At 71.2% G+C, this 23,349-nt stretch carries 20 protein-coding genes and 1 pseudogene; 13 read left to right on the top strand and 8 right to left on the bottom strand.

Going from position 1 to position 23,349, the window contains the following annotated elements; genetic code table 11:
• The first annotated feature begins 82 nt into the window (after positions 1–82).
• The 5 genes from xylB to adh all read left to right on the top strand — a co-directional run bounded on the left by xylB (position 83) and on the right by adh (position 6,970).
• Complete coding sequence (gene xylB, locus ACIPPM_RS19200; RefSeq protein ID WP_401449095.1) at positions 83–1,528, top strand: xylulokinase; 1,446 nt, start codon at positions 83–85, stop codon at positions 1,526–1,528.
• 151 nt (positions 1,529–1,679) lie between these two features.
• Entirely contained in the window at positions 1,680–2,888 is a 1,209-nt protein-coding gene (locus ACIPPM_RS19195; RefSeq protein ID WP_401449093.1) for an ROK family protein, read from the top strand.
• Between the two features lie 493 nt (positions 2,889–3,381).
• Complete coding sequence (locus tag ACIPPM_RS19190) at positions 3,382–3,978, top strand: N-acetylmuramoyl-L-alanine amidase (protein ID WP_401449090.1); 597 nt, start codon at positions 3,382–3,384, stop codon at positions 3,976–3,978.
• 77 nt (positions 3,979–4,055) lie between these two features.
• Positions 4,056–5,390, top strand: coding sequence for a GAF domain-containing protein (locus ACIPPM_RS19185; RefSeq protein ID WP_401449088.1), 1,335 nt, complete (start codon positions 4,056–4,058; stop codon positions 5,388–5,390).
• A 56-nt stretch (positions 5,391–5,446) separates the two neighbouring features.
• On the top strand, positions 5,447–6,970 hold the full coding sequence (gene adh, locus ACIPPM_RS19180) for an aldehyde dehydrogenase (RefSeq protein ID WP_401449086.1): 1,524 nt from the start codon (positions 5,447–5,449) through the stop codon (positions 6,968–6,970).
• An 89-nt stretch (positions 6,971–7,059) separates the two neighbouring features.
• Here the strand turns inward: adh and ACIPPM_RS19175 are convergent, their stop codons facing one another.
• From ACIPPM_RS19175 to ACIPPM_RS19165, 3 genes and pseudogenes are all read right to left on the bottom strand, one after another.
• Positions 7,060–8,766: a RecQ family ATP-dependent DNA helicase gene (locus tag ACIPPM_RS19175; protein WP_401449084.1), complete on the bottom strand. Its 1,707-nt coding sequence runs from the start codon at positions 8,764–8,766 to the stop codon at positions 7,060–7,062.
• A 108-nt stretch (positions 8,767–8,874) separates the two neighbouring features.
• Positions 8,875–9,069 (bottom strand): hypothetical protein, encoded by a 195-nt coding sequence (locus ACIPPM_RS19170; RefSeq protein ID WP_401449082.1) that lies wholly within the window; start codon positions 9,067–9,069, stop codon positions 8,875–8,877.
• A 32-nt stretch (positions 9,070–9,101) separates the two neighbouring features.
• A pseudogene (locus tag ACIPPM_RS19165) lies at positions 9,102–10,018 on the bottom strand (LysR family transcriptional regulator).
• Positions 10,019–10,121: 103 nt separating this feature from the next.
• On the opposite strand from ACIPPM_RS19165, the gene ACIPPM_RS19160 reads away from it, so the two are divergent.
• The 3 genes from ACIPPM_RS19160 (at position 10,122) to ACIPPM_RS19150 (ending at position 11,895) form a co-directional block, all read left to right on the top strand.
• Complete coding sequence (locus ACIPPM_RS19160) at positions 10,122–11,030, top strand: EamA family transporter (RefSeq protein WP_401449080.1); 909 nt, start codon at positions 10,122–10,124, stop codon at positions 11,028–11,030.
• Between the two features lie 138 nt (positions 11,031–11,168).
• Entirely contained in the window at positions 11,169–11,456 is a 288-nt protein-coding gene (locus tag ACIPPM_RS19155) for a DUF4190 domain-containing protein (protein WP_401449078.1), read from the top strand.
• A 64-nt stretch (positions 11,457–11,520) separates the two neighbouring features.
• Positions 11,521–11,895, top strand: coding sequence for a VOC family protein (locus tag ACIPPM_RS19150; RefSeq protein WP_401449075.1), 375 nt, complete (start codon positions 11,521–11,523; stop codon positions 11,893–11,895).
• Positions 11,896–11,909: 14 nt separating this feature from the next.
• Here the strand turns inward: ACIPPM_RS19150 and ACIPPM_RS19145 are convergent, their stop codons facing one another.
• The 5 genes from ACIPPM_RS19145 to ACIPPM_RS19125 are packed head-to-tail and all read right to left on the bottom strand — an operon-like array spanning position 11,910 to position 17,401.
• Complete coding sequence (locus ACIPPM_RS19145; RefSeq protein WP_401449073.1) at positions 11,910–12,800, bottom strand: Gfo/Idh/MocA family protein; 891 nt, start codon at positions 12,798–12,800, stop codon at positions 11,910–11,912.
• A gap of 37 nt (positions 12,801–12,837) precedes the next feature.
• Positions 12,838–14,037, bottom strand: coding sequence for an ROK family transcriptional regulator (locus ACIPPM_RS19140; protein WP_401450112.1), 1,200 nt, complete (start codon positions 14,035–14,037; stop codon positions 12,838–12,840).
• Positions 14,038–14,073: 36 nt separating this feature from the next.
• Positions 14,074–14,958: a carbohydrate ABC transporter permease gene (locus ACIPPM_RS19135; RefSeq protein WP_401449071.1), complete on the bottom strand. Its 885-nt coding sequence runs from the start codon at positions 14,956–14,958 to the stop codon at positions 14,074–14,076.
• Positions 14,955–15,974: a carbohydrate ABC transporter permease gene (locus ACIPPM_RS19130; protein WP_401449069.1), complete on the bottom strand. Its 1,020-nt coding sequence runs from the start codon at positions 15,972–15,974 to the stop codon at positions 14,955–14,957. Before ACIPPM_RS19130 ends, ACIPPM_RS19135 begins: the two co-directional genes overlap by 4 nt.
• 23 nt (positions 15,975–15,997) lie before the next feature.
• Positions 15,998–17,401, bottom strand: coding sequence for an ABC transporter substrate-binding protein (locus ACIPPM_RS19125; protein WP_401449066.1), 1,404 nt, complete (start codon positions 17,399–17,401; stop codon positions 15,998–16,000).
• A 127-nt stretch (positions 17,402–17,528) separates the two neighbouring features.
• Here ACIPPM_RS19125 and ACIPPM_RS19120 point away from each other — a divergent pair, with 127 nt between their 5' ends.
• Genes ACIPPM_RS19120 through ACIPPM_RS19100 form a run of 5 tightly spaced genes read left to right on the top strand, consistent with a single transcriptional unit; the run spans position 17,529 to position 23,322 of the window.
• Positions 17,529–18,575 (top strand): zinc-binding alcohol dehydrogenase, encoded by a 1,047-nt coding sequence (locus ACIPPM_RS19120; protein ID WP_401449064.1) that lies wholly within the window; start codon positions 17,529–17,531, stop codon positions 18,573–18,575.
• A 12-nt stretch (positions 18,576–18,587) separates the two neighbouring features.
• The gene (locus tag ACIPPM_RS19115; protein ID WP_401449063.1) at positions 18,588–19,388 is read left to right on the top strand and encodes a sugar phosphate isomerase/epimerase family protein; all 801 of its coding nucleotides are present in this window, start codon (positions 18,588–18,590) and stop codon (positions 19,386–19,388) included.
• Complete coding sequence (locus ACIPPM_RS19110; protein ID WP_401449060.1) at positions 19,385–20,725, top strand: MGH1-like glycoside hydrolase domain-containing protein; 1,341 nt, start codon at positions 19,385–19,387, stop codon at positions 20,723–20,725. The genes ACIPPM_RS19115 and ACIPPM_RS19110 overlap by 4 nt, the downstream gene beginning before the upstream one ends.
• Complete coding sequence (locus ACIPPM_RS19105; RefSeq protein ID WP_401449058.1) at positions 20,722–22,626, top strand: glycogen debranching N-terminal domain-containing protein; 1,905 nt, start codon at positions 20,722–20,724, stop codon at positions 22,624–22,626. Before ACIPPM_RS19110 ends, ACIPPM_RS19105 begins: the two co-directional genes overlap by 4 nt.
• Before the next feature lie 27 nt (positions 22,627–22,653).
• On the top strand, positions 22,654–23,322 hold the full coding sequence (locus ACIPPM_RS19100; protein WP_401449056.1) for a Type 1 glutamine amidotransferase-like domain-containing protein: 669 nt from the start codon (positions 22,654–22,656) through the stop codon (positions 23,320–23,322).
• The last annotated feature ends 27 nt before the right edge of the window (positions 23,323–23,349 follow it).

The raw sequence follows: 23,349 nt of genomic DNA, 5'->3' as shown, positions 1-23,349 counted from the left end.
ACCGGATGTCTCCGACACCGGGGCGCCATCGACGAACGGCGTCGCTGCCGGTCGATGACGCCGCAGAAGAGGGAGAGCCCGAATGTCAGCAGCCGAGGGTCCGCTCGTCGTCGGTGTGGACACGTCCACCCAGTCCACGAAGGCACTGGTCGTCGACGCGTCCACCGGACAGGTGGTGGCGAGCGGCCAGGCCGCGCACAAGGTGACGTCGGGCGCCGGACGGGAGAGCGATCCGCGTCAGTGGTGGGACGCGCTGTGCGAGGCGCTGCGCCAGTGCGGCGAGGCGGCGCAAGAGGCGGCGGCGGTGTCGATCGGCGGCCAGCAGCACGGCCTGGTCACAATGGACGCGCACGGCGAGCCGGTACGCCCCGCGCTGCTGTGGAACGACGTCCGCTCGGCACCGCAGGCCCGGCGTCTTGTGGACGAACTGGGCGGCCCGGACGCCTGGGCGGAGCGCACGGGCAGCGTGCCGGGCGCGTCGTTCACGGTGTCGAAGTGGGCGTGGCTCGCGGAACACGAGCCGGACGCGGTCCGCGCCACCAGGTCCGTGCGTCTCCCCCACGACTACCTCACCGAACGTCTCACCGGCCTGGGCACGACCGACCGTGGCGATGTCTCCGGCACCGGTTGGTGGGCGTCGGCGACGGAGTCGTACCACGAGGAGACCCTCGCGCACGTGGGGCTCGATCCGGCACTGCTGCCCCGGGTGGCGCGGCCCGGCGAGGTGGTCGGCACCGTGCGCGACGGCCATGACCTGCCGTTCTCCAAGGGCACTCTGGTGGCGCCGGGAACCGGGGACAACGCGGCCGCCGCGCTCGGTCTCGGCCTTCGCCCGGGCACCCCGGTGCTCAGCCTCGGCACATCGGGCACGGTGTACGCGGTCTCGGAGCGCCGCCCCACCGATCCGACCGGCACGGTGGCGGGCTTCGCCGACGCGCACGGCGCCTGGCTTCCCCTTGCCTGCACCCTGAACTGCACCCTCGCCGTGGACCGGGTCGCGGCGCTGCTGGGACTGGACCGCGAGGCCGTGGAGCCCGGCACCTCGGTGACCCTGCTGCCCTATCTGGACGGCGAACGCACCCCGAATCTGCCCCACGCCTCCGGGCTGTTGCACGGCCTGCGCCATGACACGACCCCCGGTCAGGTACTCCAGGCCGCCTACGACGGCGCGGTGCACTCGCTGCTCGGCGCACTGGACCTGGTCCTCGACCAGGACGCCGACCGCACCGCTCCCCTCCTGCTGATCGGTGGCGGCGCACGCGGGACGGCCTGGCAGCAGACGGTGCGACGACTGTCGGGGCGGCCGGTACAGATCCCCGAGGCGAAGGAACTGGTCGCGCTCGGCGCGGCCGCTCAAGCGGCGGGGCTCCTGACCGGCGAGGACCCGGCGGCCGTCGCTCGCCGCTGGAACACGACGGAGGGACGCGTCCTGGACGCCGTGGAACGGAACGAGGAAGCCCTGGCCCGGATCGCCGGGGTACTCTCCGACGCGTCCCCGCTGTTGGAGCGGGATACGGACTCCCTCTGAGCCCGACGAGGCCCCGACCGGGCGCGTGCCCGGGTACGGCCGGACGCCGGACTGCCAGGGAGGACCACACGCAAGACCCGGCAGGCGACGGCCGACCGAACCGCCAGCCGCACACCCGCCACGGACATGGGCACGAAGAATCGACGGAGGCATGACCGCACCGCCGCACGACAGCCGACCTACGGGGAGCGGACGCACCCTGCCGGACACCCAGCAGGGCATGCGTCGCCGCAACCTTGCCCGGGTCATGCACACCGTCGGCACGGACGGCCCGCTGTCACGCGCCACGGTCGCCTCACGCATCGGCCTCACGCGGGCGGCCGTTTCCTCCCTCGTGGACGAACTGATCCGCTGGGACCTGCTGGAGGAACTGGGGCCCGAGCGACCGAGCCGGGTGGGACGGCCCGGCTCCGCGCTCGCGGTGAGCGGCCGCGGTCCCGCCGGGATCGGCGCGGAGATCGGCGTGGACCACCTCGCGGTGTGCGCCGTCGACCTTCGCGGCACGGTACGCGCGCGAGCCGAACGGCGCGGCGCGAACCGGGGACGGTCTCCGGAGTCCGTGGCCCAGGAACTGACGCGACTGATCCAGCAGGTGACGGCCGAGGTGGAGAAGGACGGCCTGTGGGTCGCCGGGCTCGCGGTCGCCGTACCCGGACTGGTCGCCCGCGACGGCCGTACCGTCGTACGTGCTCCCAATCTCGGCTGGCATGACACCGACCTCGGCAGCGTGCTGCCCGACAGCGTTCCGCTGACCGTGGACAACGAGGCCAACTTCGGCGCGCTGGCCGAGCTGTGGCTCGGCGTCGGCACACCCGGCGACTTCTTGCACGTCTCGGCGGAGATCGGCATCGGCGCGGCGATCGTCGTGAACGGGCAGCTGCTGCGCGGTACCCGCGGATTCGCCGGCGAACTGGGCCATGTACCGGTCCGGCCGGACGGCCCTCCCTGTCCGTGCGGGGGACGCGGCTGTCTGGAGCAGTACGCCGGAGAGGAGGCCGTGCTGCGGCTGGCCGGGATCGAAGCCCGCGAGGACGTGATGGGGGTGCTGGCGAAGCGGGCCGAGGCAGGCGACGACGAGGTGCGCACGGCACTCGGCGAGGCCGGTACAGCGCTCGGCATCGCCCTGACCGGAGCGGTCAATCTCCTGGACCCGGACACGATCGTCCTGGGTGGTGCGTTGGCGGCCCTCTCCCCATGGCTTCTCCCCTCTCTGCAACGCGAGCTGCGCGGCCGCGCAGCCGGTCCGCCATGTCCTGTCGCGGTGTCCGAGCTGGGTCCGCAGGGGCCGCTGCTCGGTGCCGCGCATTCGGTGGTGCGGGCCGTGCTCGACGATCCGGCGTTGGTGGCGGAACGGCCCTGACATTTCGGTGGATGCCCATGACGAACGCCTGTGACGCTCGCTGATGCCCGATACCCCTCGAACGGGTGGCCGACTTATCCACAATCCGCGAGTTGTCCACGGACCTGGCGCCCACCCTTCTACCCAACTCCCGTGCGCCGTACCGTGATTCGCATGTGTCGCGTCCGCTGCCCTTGAGCGGCGGAAGCGCAGGCCACACACGCGCCGAGCCTCAGCCGACACCGGCATCGAGGGGAGACATGTACATGGAATCGACCGGCTCACGACACCAGAGCCGACACCACCACGACCATTCCCGGTTCCCGCTGACCGGAACTGACACTGTGTCGGTCATACGCGCACGACTCCGCTGAACTGTGCGCGCACCACCCCCACGACCGCGCGCACTCCTCCAGCGACGGCTCTCAAGGACCCGCGCACCTCAACACACTCAACTGCCGCCTCATTCACGGCAGGTGACACTCACACTGCTGAAGGGCAGCCGACGATGGAGATGAACCAGCCCCGTACCCACCTCACCCGACGCGGCATCCTCAAGGGCGCGGCACTCGCCGCCGTCCCCTACGCACTCCTCCCCGGCCCCCAGGCGGCCGCCCAGACGGCGCTCGACTACCCGCCCGGCGAGTGGCAGCCGGCGAGCAACGGCAACTACACGGCGTCCAGCCGCCCCGCCGCCTACAAGATCGACCGAGTGATCATCCACGTCACCCAGGAGACCTACACCCGCACACTCACCATCTTCCAGAACCCCGAGAAGAAGGTGTCCGCGCACTATCTCGTGCGCTCGGCGGACGGCCATGTCGCCCAGTGCGTCCGGGAAGCAGATGTCGCCTGGCACGCGGGCGACTGGGCCTACAACACCCGCAGTATCGGCATCGAGCACGAGGGCTGGGTGGACCAGCCCGCCTACTTCACCAACGCCCTCTACGAGCAGTCCGCGAGACTGACGGCCGCGGTGTGCGACAAGTACGGCATCCCCAAGGACAGGGAGCACATCATCGGCCACTTCCAGGTTCCCGGCACCGACCACACCGACCCAGGGATGAACTGGGACTGGTTCCGGTACATCAGGCTTGTCAATTTCTCCTGACCTCACGTCGGCCCGGTTGTCCGCGGAGGAGTCGCGCGTGACGATGGCCCAGTTGATTCCCTCGCAGGGAGGACGAGTTGACCGATCAGTGGGTGGCTCTGGAGCCGGGAGTCGACCCAGGCGAAAGAGTCCGGGCACTGCGCCGAGCGCATGAGACCTTCACGACCGTCGGTACGGTTCCGCGCCCGGTCCGGCCAGTGGTGGCCGAGTCGTGGCGACGCAGCGCGCGGGCAGGTGTGGGACCGGACGGCACGGCGAGCGTGGAACTGACCGACGACGACCTCGGCGCCTACCGCGCCGAGCATCCCCTGGCCCAGGTCATGCCGCTGGTCCGGGAACTGGTGGGCACGTTCGCCGCCGACGGCTCGCATCTGCTCGCGGTGTGCGACGCGCACGGCAGGCTGATGTGGGTCGAGGGGCATCCGACGACGCTACGGCGGGCGGACCGGATGAACTTCGTGCCGGGGGCTCGGTGGTCGGAGGCGGCTGTCGGCACCAACGCGCCGGGCACAGCGGTGGCCGTGGACCGTCCGGTGCAGGTCTTCGCGGCGGAGCACTTCATACGGCGCGTGCAGCCGTGGACCTGTGCGGCCGCGCCGATCCACGATCCGCACACCGGCCGGGTCCTCGGAGCCGTCGACATCACCGGAGGAGACGGGCTGGCGCATCCGCACAGCCTGGGCTTCGTGCAGGCGGTGGCCCGCGCGGCCGAGTCACAGCTCAGCCTCCTCACCCCTCCGAAACCGCTGGAAGACACCGTCACGCTGGGCGCGCTGGGCCGGGACGAGGCGGAGCTCCGTCCAGACGGCGGCCGCCGGATCAGGCTGAGCCGTCGGCACAGTGAGATTCTCGTGCTCCTGGCCCGCCATCCCGAGGGCATGACCGGCGACGAGCTGTTGTGCGCGCTGTACGCGGACGAATCGGTGACGCCGGTGACCTTGCGCGCCGAGCTGGCCAGACTGCGTCCGCTGCTGCCGCCCGGGCTGCTGGCATCCCGGCCGTACCGGCTGTCCCTGCCGGTCGAGTGCGACGCGGATCTGGTGGAACGGCAGCTGGAGACGGGTGCGCTCACGGCCGCCATACGGGCGTACCGCGGGCCGCTGCTGCCGGGCTCCGAGGCCCCGGCTGTCGTACGGGTGCGGCGTAGGCTCGCCGCGGCCCTCCGGACGGCACTGATCACGCGCGGCGACCCGGATCTGCTGGCGGACTGGGCGCACGCGCCCTGGGGTGAGCACGACCTGCTGGTCTGGCGGGCTCTGGCGGCAGTGCGACCGAGCGCTCCGGCGCGGGCACGGATCGCGGCGCTGGAAGCCGAACTGGGCGTTCCCGGGGTACCGAGCCGTCGTCCTCACGTCCGCCAGACACCCTGGGTGACCAGCGGTGCAACATGTTCGCAACGTCCGCCCGTCTAGCCTCACGACGGGAGCTGCCCAACGGCGGGCAGCGCTGCACCGGGAGGCAGACCAGCATGACCCGTTACGCGACGCCCGGCTCCGAGGGCTCGATCGTCTCCTACCAGCCGCGGTACGACCACTTCATCGGCGGGGAGTACGTGCCGCCGGCGCGCGGGCAGTACTTCGAGAACCCGTCGCCGGTCAACGGGCAGCCGTTCACCGAGATCGCTCGCGGTACCGCGGAGGACGTCGAGCGGGCACTCGACGCGGCGCACGCGGCCGCGCCCGGCTGGGGCAGTACGTCGGTGACGGTGCGTTCGGACATGCTGCTGAAGATCGCCGACCGTATGGAGGCCAACCTAGAGGCCTTGGCGGTGGCCGAGAGCTGGGAGAACGGCAAGCCGGTCCGTGAGACGCTGGCCGCGGACATTCCGCTGGCCATCGACCACTTCCGTTACTTCGCGGGGGCGATCCGCGCGCAGGAGGGGTCGCTCGGTGAGATCGACGACGACACCGTGGCGTACCACTTCCACGAGCCGCTCGGGGTCGTCGCGCAGATCATCCCGTGGAACTTCCCGATCCTGATGGCGGCCTGGAAGCTGGCGCCCGCGCTCGCCGCGGGCAACGCGGTCATCCTCAAGCCCGCCGAACAGACCCCGGCCTCCATCCACTACTGGATGAGCCTGATCGCCGACCTGCTGCCGCCGGGCGTGCTCAACATCGTCAACGGCTTCGGCGTGGAGGCAGGCAAGCCGCTGGCCTCCAGCCCCCGGGTCGCGAAGGTGGCGTTCACCGGGGAGACCACGACCGGGCGGCTGATCATGCAGTACGCCTCCGAGAACATCAAGCCGGTCACGCTGGAGCTGGGCGGCAAGTCGCCCAACATCTTCTTCGACGACGTGTGGGCGCACGACGACGACTTCCGGGACAAGGCGCTCGAGGGCTTCACCATGTTCGCGCTCAACCAGGGCGAGGTGTGCACCTGCCCCTCCCGGGCTCTCGTCCAACGCGGCCACTACACCGACTTCCTGGAGGCGGCCGTGGCCCGCACCCAGCAGATCAAGCCGGGGCACCCGCTCGACACCGACACGATGATCGGCGCCCAGGCGTCCAACGACCAGCTGGAGAAGATCCTCTCCTACCTGGACATCGGCCGTCAGGAGGGCGCCAAGGTGCTCACCGGTGGCGAACGCGTCGAGTACGACGGCGAGCTGAAGGGCGGGTACTACGTCCAGCCGACCATCTTCGAGGGCGACAACCGGATGCGGATCTTCCAGGAGGAGATCTTCGGCCCAGTCGTCTCGGTGACGTCCTTCGACGATTTCGACGACGCGATGATGCTGGCCAACGACACGCTGTACGGCCTCGGCGCCGGCGTCTGGACCCGCGACATCAACACCGCCTACCGCGCCGGCCGCACGATCCAGGCGGGCCGCGTCTGGACCAACTGCTACCACGCCTACCCGGCCCACGCGGCCTTCGGCGGCTACAAGCAGTCCGGAATCGGCCGCGAGACCCACAAGATGATGCTGGAGCACTACCAGCAGACGAAGAATCTCCTCGTCTCCTACTCGCCGAAGAAGCTGGGCTTTTTCTAGACAGAAGACGTAAGGCGCCTGACCTGGGTTTTTACCCTTCAGGCGCCTTCCGCTCCCCCGTCAGGGTGGGTTCATCATTCCGGACCAGCTCAGCACACGGTCAGCAGATGGTTCCTGTTGATGACCTCGAGGGACAGCGTGCGGTATCCCACCGTCTCGAACAGCACCGTCAACCGCTCGTTCTCCTCGCTCATGACCGACCCCTGCCCCCACTGCTCGTGCCGTACGAGAGTGCCGGGCGGGAAGGGGTGCTGGTCCCCGGCGGGCGTCGGAGACGCCGACTCGGGGATCGGGCCACCCGTACCGGCCAGTACGGCGGGTCCGCCCTCCGTACCGCCGTCCTCCGCCAGTTCGGCGGCCTCGCACCGGTCGCACGCGCCGCAGGACTCGTCCTGCTCGCCGACCTGACCGAAGTAGCCGAGCAGGAACCGGCGCCGACAGCCGGTGGCCTCCGCGTAGCCCCGCATCATGTCGACTCGGGACCGTTCCAACTGCTGGTGGGCGTCGCCGAGTTCGATCGCCTGCTGTGCGGCGGCCTCCGGGCCGACCGTGCCGGTGGCCTCCAGTTCGCCGCCCTCGGTGGTGTGCACGGCGTCGACCTGCTCCAGGAGGTTGACGACGGCCGTGAGGCGGCTCGCCGTCAGGTTGGTCTCGTCGCGCAGCTCGGTCGGCGGGACGGGCCCGTCGTGCTCCTCCAGCGTGCTCACGACCTGGGTGACGGTGTCCGGGTCCGGCCGTCCCGCCGCGAAGAAGCGCTGCATGCCGAGGTCCTGCGGCCGGTAGGCGAGTATCGCGCGGGATTCCTCGCCGTCGCGTCCGGCGCGGCCGATCTCCTGGTAATAGGCGTCCAGGGAGCCGGGGACGGAGGCGTGCAGCACGAAGCGGACGTTCGGCTTGTCGATGCCCATCCCGAAGGCGGAGGTCGCCACGACCACGTCCAGCTCGCCCGCCATGAACCGGTCGTGCACGTCGCCCCGCTCCCGTGCGGGCAGCCCCGCGTGGTAGGCGGCCGCGTCCAGCCCGAGCAGGCTCAGTTCGTCGGCGTACTCCTCGGCCTCCCGGCGCGTACCGGCGTACACGAGGCCGGGCTTGGCCTCCGCGGCGGCGCGTTCGACGACGGCACGCTTCTTGGCCGCGGCCTCCCGGAACGGGACGACCTCCAGGTGGATGTTGGGCCGGTCGAAGCCGGTGACCACCTCGTGCACGTCGCGCATGCCGAGCTGGCTGACGATGTCGGCCCGTACCGGTGCGGCGGCGCTCGCGGTCAGGGCCAGTACGGGAGGCCGGCCGAGCCGGTCGATGACCTGGCCGAGCCGCAGGTAGTCGGGGCGGAAGTCGTGCCCCCACGACGACACGCACTGCGCCTCGTCGACGACGAACAGCGCGGGCTCCGCGGCGGCGAGCTGCTCGACCACCTCGTCCTTGGCGAGCTGCTCGGGCGCCAGGAAGAGGAAGTCGACGTCACCCTCGCTGATCCGGTCCCACACCGCCGCGTTCTCGCTGCCGCTCTGGGACGAGTTCACGGCCGCCGCTTCCGCGCCGTCGCGGCTCAGCAGCCCCCGCACCTGGTCCCGCTGGAGGGCGACGAGCGGCGACACCACGACGGTCGGCCCCGGCAGCAGCAGCCCCGGCACCTGGTAGACGGCCGACTTCCCGGCTCCGGTGGGCATCACGACCAGCGTGTCCCGCCGCTCCATCACCGCTTCCATCGCCACCAGCTGCTCGGGCCGCAGCTCGTCCCACCCGAACACGTCCAGCGCGCTCTTCCGCAGCCGCTTCGCCGTCGCGGTACTCATCATGCTCCCCCTGAATTCCGGGCCTTGCTCAGATCACCGGAATCGGCGCCTGCGTGAGCACCCGGTACCCCGGGGAGGCCGGAGTAGCGCCCCGGCGGCTCGGGAACCTCAGGAAGGTGGGGTCACCCGGAGGTCCTGCGAAGGCGAGCCGCCGAAGAAGTCCCCCAGCGACGACGCGAGCGCCTCCGGAGCCTCCTCCGCCACATGGTGCCCCGCGTCGATGCCGTGACCCGGCCCGCCGTGGCGGACGAGGATCGACGCCTCGTCGACCGGAATCCGGCTGGTCTCGAAGTCCTCGAACACGACCTGGCCCTCCCCCGACGTGTCTCCCCCGCCTACCCCACAGGCCCGTCGGGCAACTCCGCCCACCCCTGCTGCAGCGCGCGCACCGTCTCCACGATCGCCGGCCGCCCGCTCGCCCCCGTACGCCACAGGGCGTACAACCGGCGGACCGGTGCCGGATCGAGCGGCACCTCCACCGCGCCGGGCGGCAGCGGCCCACGCCCCAGCCGGGGCACGAGCCCGATGCCGAGGCCAGCCGCGACGAGGGCGACCAACGTCGGGTTCTCATCGGCCTGATGGACGATCTCCGGCGTATGCCCGGCCTCGCGGAGGGTACGGATCAGCCAGTCGTGGCACACCCGCCCCGGCGGCTGGCACACCCACCGCTGACCGCCAAGTTCCGTACGCCGTACGGAGGTACGCCCCGCGAAGGGATGCGTCCGGGGCACCAGCAGCGTGCACGGGTCGTCCCCGAGCACCGCCTGTGCACCCCCGGCGGGAGTGGCAGCGGGGCTACGTCCCAGTCGTGCACCACCGCCAGGTCGACGGCTCCCTTGGCCACCATGTCGACGGACAGATGCGGGTCGACCTCGCTGAGCCGGGCGTCCAACGCGGGGTGTCGTACGGCCAGTTCGGCCAGCACCTCCGGCAGCAGCCCACGGGCCGCCGAGGCGAAGGCGGCGACGATGAGCAGCCCGGCGGGCACCCCACGCCGCTGCTCCAGCTCCGTCTCGGCCCGCTCCATGACGGCAAGCATCTCCTGTGCTGCGGAGGCGAGTTGACGGGCTTCGGCGGTGAGGCGGACGCCCCGGCCGTCCCGTTCCAGCAGGACGGACCTGGTCTCGCGCTCCAGCTTGGTGATCTGCTGGGACACGGCGGACGGGGTGTAGCCCAGCGCGGAGGCGGCGGCGCCCACACTGCCGTGCACGGACACGGCGTGCAGCGCGCGCAGCCGCTGGAGATCGAGCATGCGGGACCACCTCTCGGACCACTCAACTCATCAGCACCGCTTAATCCAACCATGCAGAACTCGTCGCTGGTGCTTCATCGAGCTGGGATGTGATCCTCTCCCCATGCGTCCGTCCCACCTCGCTCTCGCCGTTCTCGTCGCCGCCGTCTGGGGTGTCAACTTCACCGTCATCGAGATCGGCCTCGCGCACTTCCCGCCGCTGCTCTTCTCCGCCCTGCGCTTCCTGGCGGCCGCGCTCCCGGCGGTGTTCCTGGTCGGCCGCCCCAAGGTGGCGTGGAAGTGGATCGTGGCCGTGGGACTGGTGCTGGGGGTGGCCAAGTTCGGGCTGCTGTTCGTCTCGATGGACCGGGGCATGCCGGCCGGGCTGTCCTCGCTGGTGCTGCAGATCCAGGCGGTGTTCACGGCCGTGTTCGCCTTCGCCGTCCTCGGGGAGCGGCCCTCACGGCTGGGGGTGCTCGGCATGGCGGTCGCGCTGGCCGGGATCGGCGTGGCCGCCTTGGACGAGGGTGCGTCGGGGCCGCTCGGGGCGTTCGTGCTGTGCGTGCTGGCCGCCGCCTGCTGGGGCGCGTCCAACGTGCTGACCCGCAAGGCCGCCCCGCCGGACTCGCTGAACTTCATGGTGTGGGTCAGCACGGTCCCGGTCCTGCCGCTGCTCGGCCTCTCCCTGCTCACCGAGGGCCCGTCCCGCGACCTCGACGCGCTCGCCGCCCTCGACTGGCCGGGGGCGGGCACGATCCTCCACGTCGCCTGGATCACGACCGTCTTCGGCTTCGGCGCCTGGGGCTGGCTGCTGCGCCGTCACCCCGCGTCCACAGTGGCGCCGTTCTCCCTGCTCGTCCCGTTCTTCGGCATGTCCTCCGCGGCCCTCTTCCTCGGCGAACCGGTGAGCGCCCTGCGCTGGTGCGCGGCGGCACTGCTGATCGGCGGGGTGGCCCTGGCGTCCTTCGCCCCTCGGCGGCGGGCAACGGAGCCCGGCGCGGCGATCGGGGTCCCCGTACCGGTACGGAAGTGAATTCGAGGTTCCACTTAATCCCTGGTTTCCCGTGGAATGCCGCAACGCCCCCCGGGCACACGGAGCCCAAGCACAAAAAGGCGACTGGGCGTTCATTCGACGTACCGGCATTCCTCTTTTCATGGAATGGGAGTTCTCATGACGAGTTACGGTGGCCAGCCGGCCGCTCGATCCGGTTCGCGGACCAATGGTCTCGCCATCGCGGGCCTGGTGTGCGGTATTGCCGGGTTCTTCTTCTTCAACGTCATTCTCGGCCCCCTGGCGATCATCTTCGGTATCGTCGGCGCGCGGCAGTCGGGCGCCAAGGGCGGGCGCGGAATGGCGAAGGCGGCCGTCGTTCTCGGCATCCTGGACCTCGTGGTCTTCGCCATTCTGATGATCGTGGCCGCGAACAACGGCGGATTCCACTGGTACGTCGGAGGCTGACGCCGGAATCGATATTCCGATATCCGGAAGCATGCGGAATGTGGGCTGCGGGCAGTGGTGAGCCATGACGACACTGCTCGCAGCCTTTGTGCTCGGTACCCCCGACCCGCCCGCACTGGCCGATTTCTATCGCGCCCTGCTGGGCTGGGAAGAGGTCGACCGGGAGTCCGACTGGGTCCGGCTCAAGGCCTTGGAGCGCGAACGCCCGGGTCTGAGCTTCCAGTTGGAGAAGGATTTCCGCCCACCGGTCTGGCCGTCCGGCCCCGGCGAGCAGCAGATGCAGGCCCACCTGGACATCCAGGTCGACGACCTCGCCGCCGAGACCGAGCGGGCGTGTGCCCTGGGTGCGACGGTGGAGAAGTACCAGCCGCAGGACGATGTCCGCGTGCTGCGCGACCCCCACGGCCACGTCTTCTGCCTCTTCCTCCTCGGCGCCTGAGCGGCGCGCGCGGCTCAGCCCTGTGCCGCCAGCTCCAGCAGTTCCTGCAGCCTCAGCCCCCGGCCGGCGTCCAGCTCGGTCGGGGTGTTCGTGCGTACGGCGGTGGCGAGCTCTTGGCGTAGCAAGGGCCAGCACTCCTCGTGGTCGATCCCGGCGGTGTCGTACCGCAACGGCTCGGCGGGACCGAAGAGTTCGACCGTGGTGACCGCTCGGGGCACGGCCACGCTGCCCGACAGAGTGGCCTGGCTGACGGCGCCGTTCGCGTGCTCGCAGGTCAACTCGGTCCAGCGGCGCGGATCTCCGGTGCGGCGGATGGCGGTGATCGGGGCTATCGCCGTGTCGAGAAGGTCCAGCAGATGCGGGCCGAGGTCGAGCAGGGCGCCGTGTTCCAGCCGCCAGCCCGTGGCGAAGTCGCCGCCCAGGAAGGCCCCGTGGAGGTAGCAGGAGCGGGCGCCGACGATGTCCAGGGTGCGCGCGGCCCGCAGGAAGGCCCGGGTGGCGGGGTGGTAGCGCTTGGTCAGGACGAGCTGGGAGACGACACCGGCCTCGGCGACCGCGTCGGCCACCCGTCGGGCCGCCGACAGGTCCGGGCCGAGCGGTTTCTCCAGCAGCAGCGCCTTCCCCCGCTTCGCGGCGAGCGGGGCCAGTTCGGCCTGCACGGCGGGCGGCACGGCGAAGGCGACCGCCTCGCAGTGGTCGAGCAACTCCTCGAATTCGGCGGCGACATGGGCGCCGTAGGGCGCGGCGGCCTGCGCGGCGGCCTCGGGGCGGCGGGCCCAGACGGCGGACAGCCGGGTCTCGGGTCCGGCGGCCAGCACACGGGCGTGCATGGCGTGGGCCCATGGACCGGCACCGACCAGTCCGACCTCGACGGGACGGTGCGGCCAGGGAACGGGTGTGGTCATGACTTCCTGTCCGAACGAGGTTGAGGAGAGGGCGGGTTCAGCGAGCGAGCCGCTCCAGCCGGGCGTCCGCGCGGTCGGCCGAGTAGAGGAACTGCACGACCATGGCGGCGGCGCCGATGAGCCCGGCGTGGTCGCCGAGCCGGGACGTGACGATCTGGAGGTTGCCGGTGGTGCGCGGCATGGCGCGCTGGTAGATCAGTTCCCGCACCCCGGTGAGATACGGGACCCCGGACAGCTCGCCCGCGAGCATCAGCACACCGGGGTTGAGCAGGGTGACGACCGTGACCAGCACCTCGCCCGTACGCCGTCCCGCTTCCCGCGCGAGCCGTACGGCCTCCGGGTGGCCCTCGGCGAGCAGGCGCCGGACATCGCGACCGGAGGCGGTGTCCAGGCCGAGCGCGCCCAGTTCGCGGGCGAGCGCGCCGCCGCTGGCCACGGCGGCGAGGCAGCCGTGCGCACCGCACATGCACTGCGCGTCGGGACGGTCGTGCAGCCGGATGTGCCCGATGTCGCCCGCGCCGCCGTCGATACCCCGGTACACGGAGTCGCCGATGACGACGCCCGCGCCGATCCCGGTGGACGCCTTCACCAGGACGAAGGAGTCGCAGTCGGCGTGGTTGGCCCGCTGCTCGGCCAGGGCCATCAGGTTGGCGTCGTTGTCGACGAACACCGGTACGGGGCCGTCCTCCATGGAGCCGCCGATGCGCCGGGCGTAGGTCTCCTGGAGGCGTTCCCGGATCGGGTACTGGTCCCAGCCGGGCATGATGGGCGGCTCCACGACCCGGCCGGTCGCGAAGTCCACCGGGCCGGGGACGGACACGCCGATCCCGCAGATCCGGGCCGGGGAGACGCCCGCGGCGGCCAGCAGGTCGGGGAACCAGTCGACGAGCCGGTCCAGCACCGGCTCGGGGCCGTCGGCGATCTCCATGGGCCCGGTGTGCTCGGCGAGGATCGTGCCCGCGAGGTCCAGGACGGCGGCCCGCGCGTGCCGGGTCTCCAGGTCGACGGCGAGGACGGCCGCGTGCGCCGGGTCGAACACGATCCGGCCGGAGGGGCGGCCCCCGGTCGAGGCGCCGGTGGTGTGCCGTATCCAGCCCGCCCGGTTGAGCAGGTCCAGCCGCTGGCCCACGGTGGAGCGGGAGAGGCCGGTGACGCGCTGGAGATCGGCGCGGGTGTTGGCGCGTCCGTCGCGGATGAGCTGGAGCAGTCCTCCCGCGCTGACCTGACTGGGCGTCATCATGATGTCCCCCTGGACTCCTGGTTCCGCTGGGCTTCAGCTCTTGTCGGCACCGCTGGTCAGGCCCTCGGTGAGCAGCCGTTCGGCGGCGAAGAACAGAAGTACCACGGGCACCGTCAGCACCACAGAACCGGCCATCAGCACCGTCTTGGGCACCTCGATGCCGTTGGACAGCTGGGCCAGGCCCAGTGAGACGGTCCACTTGCCGGGCGATGCGGCCAGGAAGAGCAGCGCGAACAGGAACTCGTTCCAGGCGATCATGAAGACGTACAGCCCGGTCGCCATGAGCGAGGGCAGCGCCAGCGGCAGGATCACCTTGCGGAGGGTCTGCAGGCGCGAGCAACCGTCCAGCGCGGCGGCCTCCTCGACCGAGTACGGGATGGTGACCAGGTAGTTCTTCAGCATGTAGATGGACACCGGCACGGTCTGCGCGACGTACACCACCGCCAGGCCCACCAGGCTGGAGGAGAGGCCGAGCCGGGCGAAGATCACGAACAGCGGGACGGCGAGCAGCGTCGCGGGGAACAGGTAGACCGCGAGGAAGAGGGCGCTGACCTGGCGGTGCCCGAAGAACTTCAGCCGGCTCACCGCGTAGGCGCCCGGTACGGCGGCCACCAGGGTGAGCGCGACCGTGCCGAGCGACACCAGCGCCGAGTTGGCCAGGAAGCCGAGGAAGCCCTGCCCGCCGTCGTCGGACGACTTCAGCACGTTCCGGTAGGTGTCGAGGGTGAGGTCGCGGGCGGAGACCCACAGCGAGCCGGGGTCGAGGAGCAGCGCGTCGATGGGCTTCACCGACAGCAGCAGCATGTAGTAGAAGGGGAGCACGGTGATCACGGCGAGGAAGGCGATGACGCACCAGCGCGCCACGCCGAAGAACCGCTCCTCGAACCGGGCCCTGCTCAGGGCGGCCTTGCGGGTCACGCTTCCTCCTGGACCTTGTTGCCGAAGAACTTGAAGTAGCAGCCCAGCAGGATCATCAGCGAGACCGCGAGCACCAGCGCCTGGGCGGCCGCGGCGCCCACGTCGTAGCGGGCGGTCAGGAAGTCGTAGACCCGGACGGCCGCGACGTCGGTGCCCGCGCCGCCGCCGGTGAGCAGGTAGACGTCGTCGAACTTGTTGAACGTCATGATGAAGCGCAGCACGCACAGCAGGGCGATGACCGGCATGAGCTGCGGGAGCAGGATGTGCCGGAAGCGCTGCGAGACGGTGGCCCCGTCGACCTCCGCGGCCTCCTCCAGGCCGTCCGGGACCGCCTGGAGACGGGCGAGCAGGAAGAGGAAGGCGAACGGGAAGTAGCGCCAGCACTCGAAGGCGATGACGGTCAGCAGCGCCAGCGGTATGTGGAAGTGCGCGCCGAACAGGCCGACTTCGTAGCTGCGGGTGGAGAGGAAGGCGACGGGGTCGTCCCAGCCGAAGAGGCGGTGCCCCCAGTCGTTCACGATGCCGTACTGCGGGCTGAGCGCCACCTCCCACACGAAGGCGACGGCGACGACGGGCGCCACGTACGGCAGGAGCATCGCCGCGCGCAGCAGGGCGCGGCCGCGGAACGGGCGGCGCAGGGCGAGCGCGGCCACCAGGCCGAGGAGGACGGAGCCGAGGGTGCCGCCCGCGGTGTAGAGCAGGGTGGTCAGCAGGCTGGACCAGAATCCGGCCGATTCGAAGACCGCCGTGAAGTTGTCCAGTGTCCAGCGGCCGAACAGGCCCATGCCCTGGATGTCGACGAGCCGGGCGTGCTGGAAGGCCAGCAGGAGGGTCCACAGGATCGGCAGGACGACCACGACGAGGACGACGATCAGGGTGGGAGAGACGAAGGCGAGACCGGCGCGGTTGGCACGCCGTTCGGCGGTCATCGGCCGGGCGGGCGGCTGCTGTCGTGCGGCGGGGGGCCGGGGTTCGGTGTCCGGGCGCGGCGCTGCGCCGGAGGGGGCTCGGGTCATGGGGATGCCTTTGTGACGTGCGGCTACTTCAGGGACTTCTGCAGCGCGGCGACCTCGTCGTCGGCTTCGCGGGCCGCCTCCTTCGGGGAGAGCTGGCCGCTGGTCATCGCGCCGATCGCCTTGGGTACGGGCAGTTCGCCGTTGGTGGCGCCGACGAGGGCGCCCTCGCCCTGCTCGATGCCCCAGCGGCGCATCTTGCCGACTCCGGCGGCGAGTTCGTTGAGCAGGCTCGGCGGGTACACCTGGTCGAACGGCTTCTTGGTGTCGACCCCGATGTCGCTGTGCCGCCAGGCGTCGAGATAGCGGTGGGGTTCGGCCGAAGTGCCCTTGCGGACGGGGATCTTGCCCTCGGGCGACATCCCGAACCAGGACTCGTAACCGGAGTTCATCATGTACTCGATGAACTGCTGCGAGGCCGCCGTCTCCGCGGTCTTGGTGGTGACCCAGGAGGTGATCTCCCCGAACTGGGCGCCTTCGCGGGCGTCGGGGCCCTTGAGCGCGGTCACGATGCCGCTGTCCCGGGCGAGTCGGCCGGGGTCCTTCTTGCACGCGGGGCAGCTCGGCAGGGCGTCCTTGCGCAGGCCCGCCAGCTCGTCCAGCAGGAACGAGGACCAGATGACCATGGAGGAGCGGCCGGCGAAGTAGGTGGCGCGGGTGGAGTCGACGCTCTGGGTGCCGGGGGCGCCGTGTTCGCGGGCGAGCTGGTCGTAGGTGCGGAACGCGGTCTCGCACTGCGGGCTGTGCAGGTCGACCTTGTGGTCGTCGTCGACGAGTTGGCAGCCGTTGGCGAGGGCCACGCTCTCGAAGCTCTGCGAGGTGAACACGTCGGAGGGGTCGGTGGCCGCCGACATGCCGTCGTGGCCGCCGCCGTCCAGCGCCCGTGCCGCGGTGAGTGCGCGGTCGTAGGTGTCGGGGGCGGCGAGGTGTTTCCGGGCGAAGTCGTCCTTGCGGTACACGAGCAGCTGGAGCCAGGCGTCGGAGGGGACGCCGAGGTGGGTGCGGCCGTCGGAGGTGAGCCCGAGCGCGTTGGCGTTGAACGTGCCGGGCCCGAGTTCCTTGACGATCCGCCCCGGTATCTCCGTGTTGAGCAGGCCGTTTCCGTACATCTGCCAGACCTGGCCCATCGGGGCGGCGCCGATCACGTCGGGGAGGTCGCCGGAGGCGGCCGCAGACATGATCAGCTGTGGGAGCTGGCCCTCGTCCACCCCGACGAGGTGCACTTTCACGCCCGACTTCCGCTCGAAGCCGTCGATGATCTTCCGCGTCGCCCCGACACGGTCGGGGAGGTTCTCCAGCGACCACACGGTGATCTCGTGGTCGGGTCTGCCGGGGCCGGTGCTGCCGGAGCAGCCGGTGACCAGCGCCAGTCCCAGGGCTGAGGTGAGGCCCACCGTGGTCGTCAGCGACCGTCGGCTCTTGGTGCGCATTGCGTCTGTCCTCGTGTCGACTTACGTCTACCGATCACGCATCTCAGCATCACTTTTGCTTGTTGACAAGACATAAGTGCGGGTTATTGTCGACGCAACCCGCAGCCGCAACCTTCCGGAGCCATCCGTGGAACGCGTCGTTCAATTCACCGGCCCGCGTCAGGTGGAGGTGGCCGAGCAGTCTCGCGCCGACCTCCCGCCCGGCCATCTCAGGGTCCGTACCCGCTACTCCGGCATATCCGCCGGTACCGAGCTGACCGCCTACCGGGGCACCAACCCCTACCTCACTCGCACCTGGGACCCCGAGGCCCGCCTCTTCCGGGACGGCGCCGCGGGCATCGAGTACCCGGTGGCAGGCTGGGGGTACTCCGAGGTCGGCGAAGTCATCGAGATATCACCGGAGTTGGCCGGTACGCCGGGCCTGCCGCGCCTCGGCGACACCGTGTGGGGCATCTGGGGGCACCGCAGCGAGGGCATCGTCCCCGTGGAGCGCATGATCGGCCACACCCTGCCCGCCGGACTGGACGACCTCTCGGGCGCGTTCGCCCGGGTCGGGGCCATCGCGTACAACGCGGTCCTGGCCGGGGACATCCACCTCGGTGAGGACGTCGCCGTGTTCGGCCAGGGCGTGATCGGCCTGCTCACCACCCGGCTCGCCCAACTCAACGGCGCCCGCGTCATCGCCGTCGACGCCTTGGACGACCGGCTGGAGGCCGCGAAGCGGTACGGCGCCCGGCACACCCTCAACGCCCGCACCGACGCCGTCGCCGAACGCGTCCGCGAGATCACCGCCGGGCTCGGCGCCGACCTCGCCATCGAGATCAGCGGCGCCCACCCCGCGTTGCAGGAGGCCATGCGCTCGGTCGCGGTCGGCGGCCGCGTGGTCGCCTCCGGTTTCTACCAGGGCGACGGCATCGGGCTCCGGCTCGGCGACGAGTTCCACCACAACCGGGTCCAGCTCGTCTGCTCCCAGATCGGCGGCGTGCCCCCGGCGCTGTCGCACCGCTGGAGCCAGGAACGCCTCCAGCACACCTTCCTGCGCCTGGTCGCCGAGGGCCAGGTCGATGTGAACTCCCTGGTCAGCCATGTCGTCCCGGCCGCCGACGCCGCCGACGCCTACGTACTGCTGGACGAGCGCCCCGCCGACGCGCTCCAGGTCGTCCTGGAATTCTGAGAGGTTCTACTGATGCTCACGATCGCCGCCCAGGAGCAACTGCTGCCCGGTGACACTCTCCAGGCCAAGTGGGAGTTCGCGCAGGACGCCGGATACGGCGCCATCGAGCTGCGCGCCAAGGGCGACCTCCACTTCGCCGGGCGCCTGGACGAACTCAAGCAGGCCGCCAAGGACGGGGTGGTCATGCCCACCGTCTGTGTCGACATGCTGCACTTCCTCGGCGCCTTCGACACGGAACTGCGCCGCGACGCCATAGCCCAGCTCAAGTCCCAGCTCACCGTGATCGCGGAGATCGGCGGCCGGGGCGCCCAGACCCCCGCCTCCTACGGCATGTTCTCCCGCCGTCTGCCGCCCTTCGAGCCCCCGCGCACCGTGGAGGAGGACCGCGAGATCCTCCTCACCGGCCTCACCGAGCTGGGCGAACACGCCCGCAGGGAGGGCGTCACGCTCTATCTGGAGCCGCTCAACCGGTACGAGGACCACATGGTCAACCGGCTGGAGCAGGCCGCCGACCTGATCCGCGCGACCGGCCTGGACTCGGTCCGGATCGGCATCGACAGCTACCACATGAACATCGAGGAGAGCGACCCGTCGGCCGCGATCCTGGCCCACGCCGAGTACATCGGGCATGCCCAGGTCTCCGACTCCAACCGCCTCCAGCCCGGCGCCGGTCACCTCGACTGGCCCGCCTGGCTCGGCGCCCTGCACACCATCGGCTACGACGGTGTCCTCGCGGCCGAGTGCCGGCTCGGTGGGGACCCCGTCGAGGCCGTCCGTTCCGTCCCGGCGTTCCTGCGGAGGTCGGGCGCATGACGGCGGTACTCGAACGCCCCTCCCCCGCCCACACTCTCCGGCGTGGCGCGGCGCGGGTCCTGTTGGACAACTGGACCGGGACCGCCACCGTCCCCTCCCGCACGCTCTACCCGCACCAGTGGAGCTGGGACTCCGCCTTCATCGCCATCGGGCTGCGCCACCTCTCCGCCCGGCGCGCCCAACGCGAACTGGAGTCCCTGCTCGCCGGGCAGTGGGCCGACGGCCGTATCCCGCACATCGTCTTCAACCCCGCCCAGCCGTACGACGCGTACTTCCCGAGCCCCGACTTCTGGCAGTCCTCCACCGCCGGGCGGCCCTCCGGCGCCCCGGCCGCGCCGGAGACCTCGGGCATCGTGCAGCCGCCCGTCCACGCGCTCGCCGCGTGGCTCGTGCACCGGGCGGACCCGGCCGAGTCGGACCGGCGCGGCTTCCTCGCCCGCGTCCACCCCCGGCTGGCCGCCTGGCACGACTACCTGCTCACCCGGCGCGACCTCGGGGGCGGCGGCCTGGCGGCCGTGGTCCACCCGTGGGAGCCCGGCATGGACAACAGCCCCTGCTGGGACGGCCCGTTGAGCTCGGTCGGCCCGGCCGACCCGGACACCTACCTGCGTGCCGACCTCGACCACGGCCAGGCCGCCGACCGCCCCACCGACCTGGACTACGGCCGCTACGTCCGCCTCGCCACCGACTACCGGGCCACCGGTTACGACGACCGCGCGACCGACCACGCCTTCGCCGTCGAGGACCCCTGCTTCAACGCGCTGCTCATCGCCAGCGAACGGGCCCTCGCCGCGATGTCCCGCCATCTCGGGGGAAGCGGCGCCGAGCACGAGAAGCGTGCGCGGGATCTCACCGGGCGGCTGGTGGAGCGGCTGTGGGACGAGGAGGCGGGGCTGTTCCGGGCCCGCGATCTGGTGGCGGGCGGGCTGATCGGCGAACGCGGGGTCACCGGCCTCGTCCCGCTCCTCGTGCCGGGGCTGCCGACCGGGATCGCCCGCCGTCTCGCCGACACCGTTGCCGGGCCACATTTCCGGGCCCCCGGCACCGGGCTGGTCCCCAGCTACGACCTCACCGGGCACGCCTTCGACCCGCAGCGGTACTGGCGTGGACCGGCCTGGTTCAACACCGCCTGGCTCGTCCACCAGGGTCTGCGCACCCATGGTCACCACGCCCGGGCCGACGAGTTGCGCCGGAGCTTCCTGGCCGAGGCGGGGCGGTCCGGCTTCGCGGAGTACGTCGACCCCACCACCGGTACCGGCCGGGGCGCCCGGAACTTCTCCTGGACCGCCGCCCTCACCCTCGACCTGCTCGCTCACGAAGAGGAGCCCCTGCCATGACCCCGGCCGACCCCCACGTCCAACTGGTCCGGGACGCCACCTTCGCCCGCCTCGACACCACGGGCGCCATCACCGGCGTACGCGGCACCGCGCCCGACGGCGTGTTCGCGCGCGACGGCCGCCACCTGAGCCGCTGGCAGCTCACAGTCGACGGCAGCCACCCGGCCGTCCTCGTACCGGCCGCGCGCGAGGACGACCACACGACGTCCTGCGTACTGACCCCGAAGGGCACGCGCGACGCCCCGCCCGCCTACACGGTCTTCCGTCAACAGAGCGTGGCGGCAGGCGAGTTCACCGAGCATCTGCGTCTGGTCAACAACCGTCCGGACGCGGTGACCGCCCGCCTCGAACTCACCGTGGACTGCGACTTCGCCGACCTGTTCGAGCTGCGGGCCGACGACCGGGACTACCCGAAGCCGGACGGCAGGCGGGAGGTAAGGACGGCACCCGGCGGCCTGGTCTACGCGTACCACCGGGCCGACTGGCACGCCGGGACGACGGTCACGTGTCACCCGGCGCCGGACGGCATCGCCGCCCCGGATGCCGGGACAACGGCCCGTACCCTCACCTGGGAGCTGGAGCTCGCCGAGCACGGGGAGGCGGAACTGCGCCTGACGGTCCGCACCGACCCGGCCCCACCCTCCTCGTCCCCGGCCGTCGAGCGGACCGCGCCGGAGGCGAACGACGACCTTGCCCGCGCCTGCGAACGCGGCCTGGCCGACATCGACTTGCTGACCATCGCGGTCGAGGGCGTGGACGGCGAGCAGGTACGCGTCCCGGCCGCCGGCATCCCGTGGTTCCTCACACTCTTCGGCCGCGACTCGCTGCTGACCTCGTACTTCCTGCTCCCCTACCGCCCCGGCACCGCAGCCGCCACCCTCAGCGCCCTCGCGGCGACCCAGGGCACCCGGTACGACGACTTCAGCGGCGAGCAGCCCGGCCGGATCGTGCACGAGACCCGCCAGGGGGAGCTGGCCCACTTCCGCCAGGTCCCCTACGGCCGCTACTACGGCGCCGTCGACGCCACCCCGCTGTTCCTGGTGCTGCTGCACGCCCACCACGAGACGACCGGCGACCCGGCGCTCGCTTCCCGCCTGGAGCAGCACGCCCGCAGCGCCGTCGACTGGATGCTGACCGACGGCGGACTGTCGCAGCACGGCTACCTCGTCTACTCCCCCGACCCGAACGGCCTGGTCAACCAGAACTGGAAGGACTCGGCCGGCGCGATCTGCTTCACCGACGGCACCCAGGCGAAGGGCCCGATCGCGGTCTGCGAGGCGCAGGGTTACGCGTACGACGCGCTGGTCCGTACGGCGGAACTGGCGGAGAAGGTCTGGGGGGACGCGGAGTACGCGGAGCAACTCCGCTCCTTCGCCTCGGCCTTGAGGCAACGCTTCGCTGACGACTTCTGGATGCCGGGCCCCGGCTTCCCGGCTCTGGCGCTGGACGGCGACGGACGCCAGGTCGACGCGCTGGCCTCGGACGCCGGGCATCTCCTCTGGTCCGGCATCCTCGACGAGGACCGCGCCCGGCGGGTGGGCCGACGCCTGCTGGCGCCCGACTTCTTCTCCGGCTGGGCCATACGCACCCTCGCCGCGGGCCAACGCCCCTACCACCCCCTCTCCTACCACCGGGGCAGCGCGTGGCCCCACGACAACGCCGTCATCGCCCTCGGCCTCGCCCGGCACGGCCTCCACGCCGAACTGCGCACCCTGTCGGAGGCGTTGACGGCAGCAGCGGCCCACCACGGCCACCGCCTCCCGGAAGTCCTGGCGGGCTACGCCCGCGGCTCGACCTCCACCCCGGTCCCGTACCCCCACTCCTGCGCCCCGCAGGCGTGGGCAGCGGCAACACCATTGGCCCTGCGGACCGCGCTGCGGCAGTCGGCGGGCGTTGCCTGAGTCCGACGGGCGTGATTGGCTCGGCCGATGGAACTTCTGCTGACGTCGGCCGGGCTGCGCAACGAGACCCTGAAGGATGCCCTACGGGACATGCTGGGCAAGCCGTTCGGGTCGGCGAACATCGTGTACGTCCCGACGGCGTCCATGGCCGAGTCCGGGGACCACGGGTGGCTCCTCGCCGACATGGCGAGCGTGCATGGCCTGGGCTGGCGGGAGTTCGACATCCTGGAGCTGAACGGCTTGCCGCAGCGGCTGGTGCTCGACCGGCTGCTGCGCGCCGACGTCATCTATGTCGGCGGCGGCAACCAGTACCACCTCGCCCGCAGCATCACCGGCAACGGCCTGGCCGACGGCTTCCTGAAGGCCCTGAACGACCGGGTCTATGTGGGCCTGAGCGCGGGCTCGATGATCCTCAGCCGACACCTCACCACCCACTCCGCCGACGTCCTCGGGGACACGGCGGACCTCCACCTGCTCGGCGCGACCACCGTGACCCCGCCCTTCGGCCTCCTCGACTCCTACCTGAAGCCCCACCTTTACTCGCCGAACTTCCCGGAACGCGACGACACCTGGGCCGACCGCATCGCCGCCCGAGCCGACTTCCCGATCTACTTCATCGACGACGACACCGCGCTGCGCGTCCGCGACGACAAGGTGGACGTCGTCTCGGAGGGCCGGTACCGCTTCCACCCATGACCGGCCCTCACCTCGACGGCGCGCGAC

The sequence above is a fragment of the Streptomyces sp. NPDC090119 genome, from assembly GCF_044747085.1.
GTDB lineage: Bacteria > Actinomycetota > Actinomycetes > Streptomycetales > Streptomycetaceae > Streptomyces.
The sequence above is the reverse complement of the archived record's forward strand: the minus strand, read 5'-3'. Positions and strand labels throughout refer to the sequence as shown.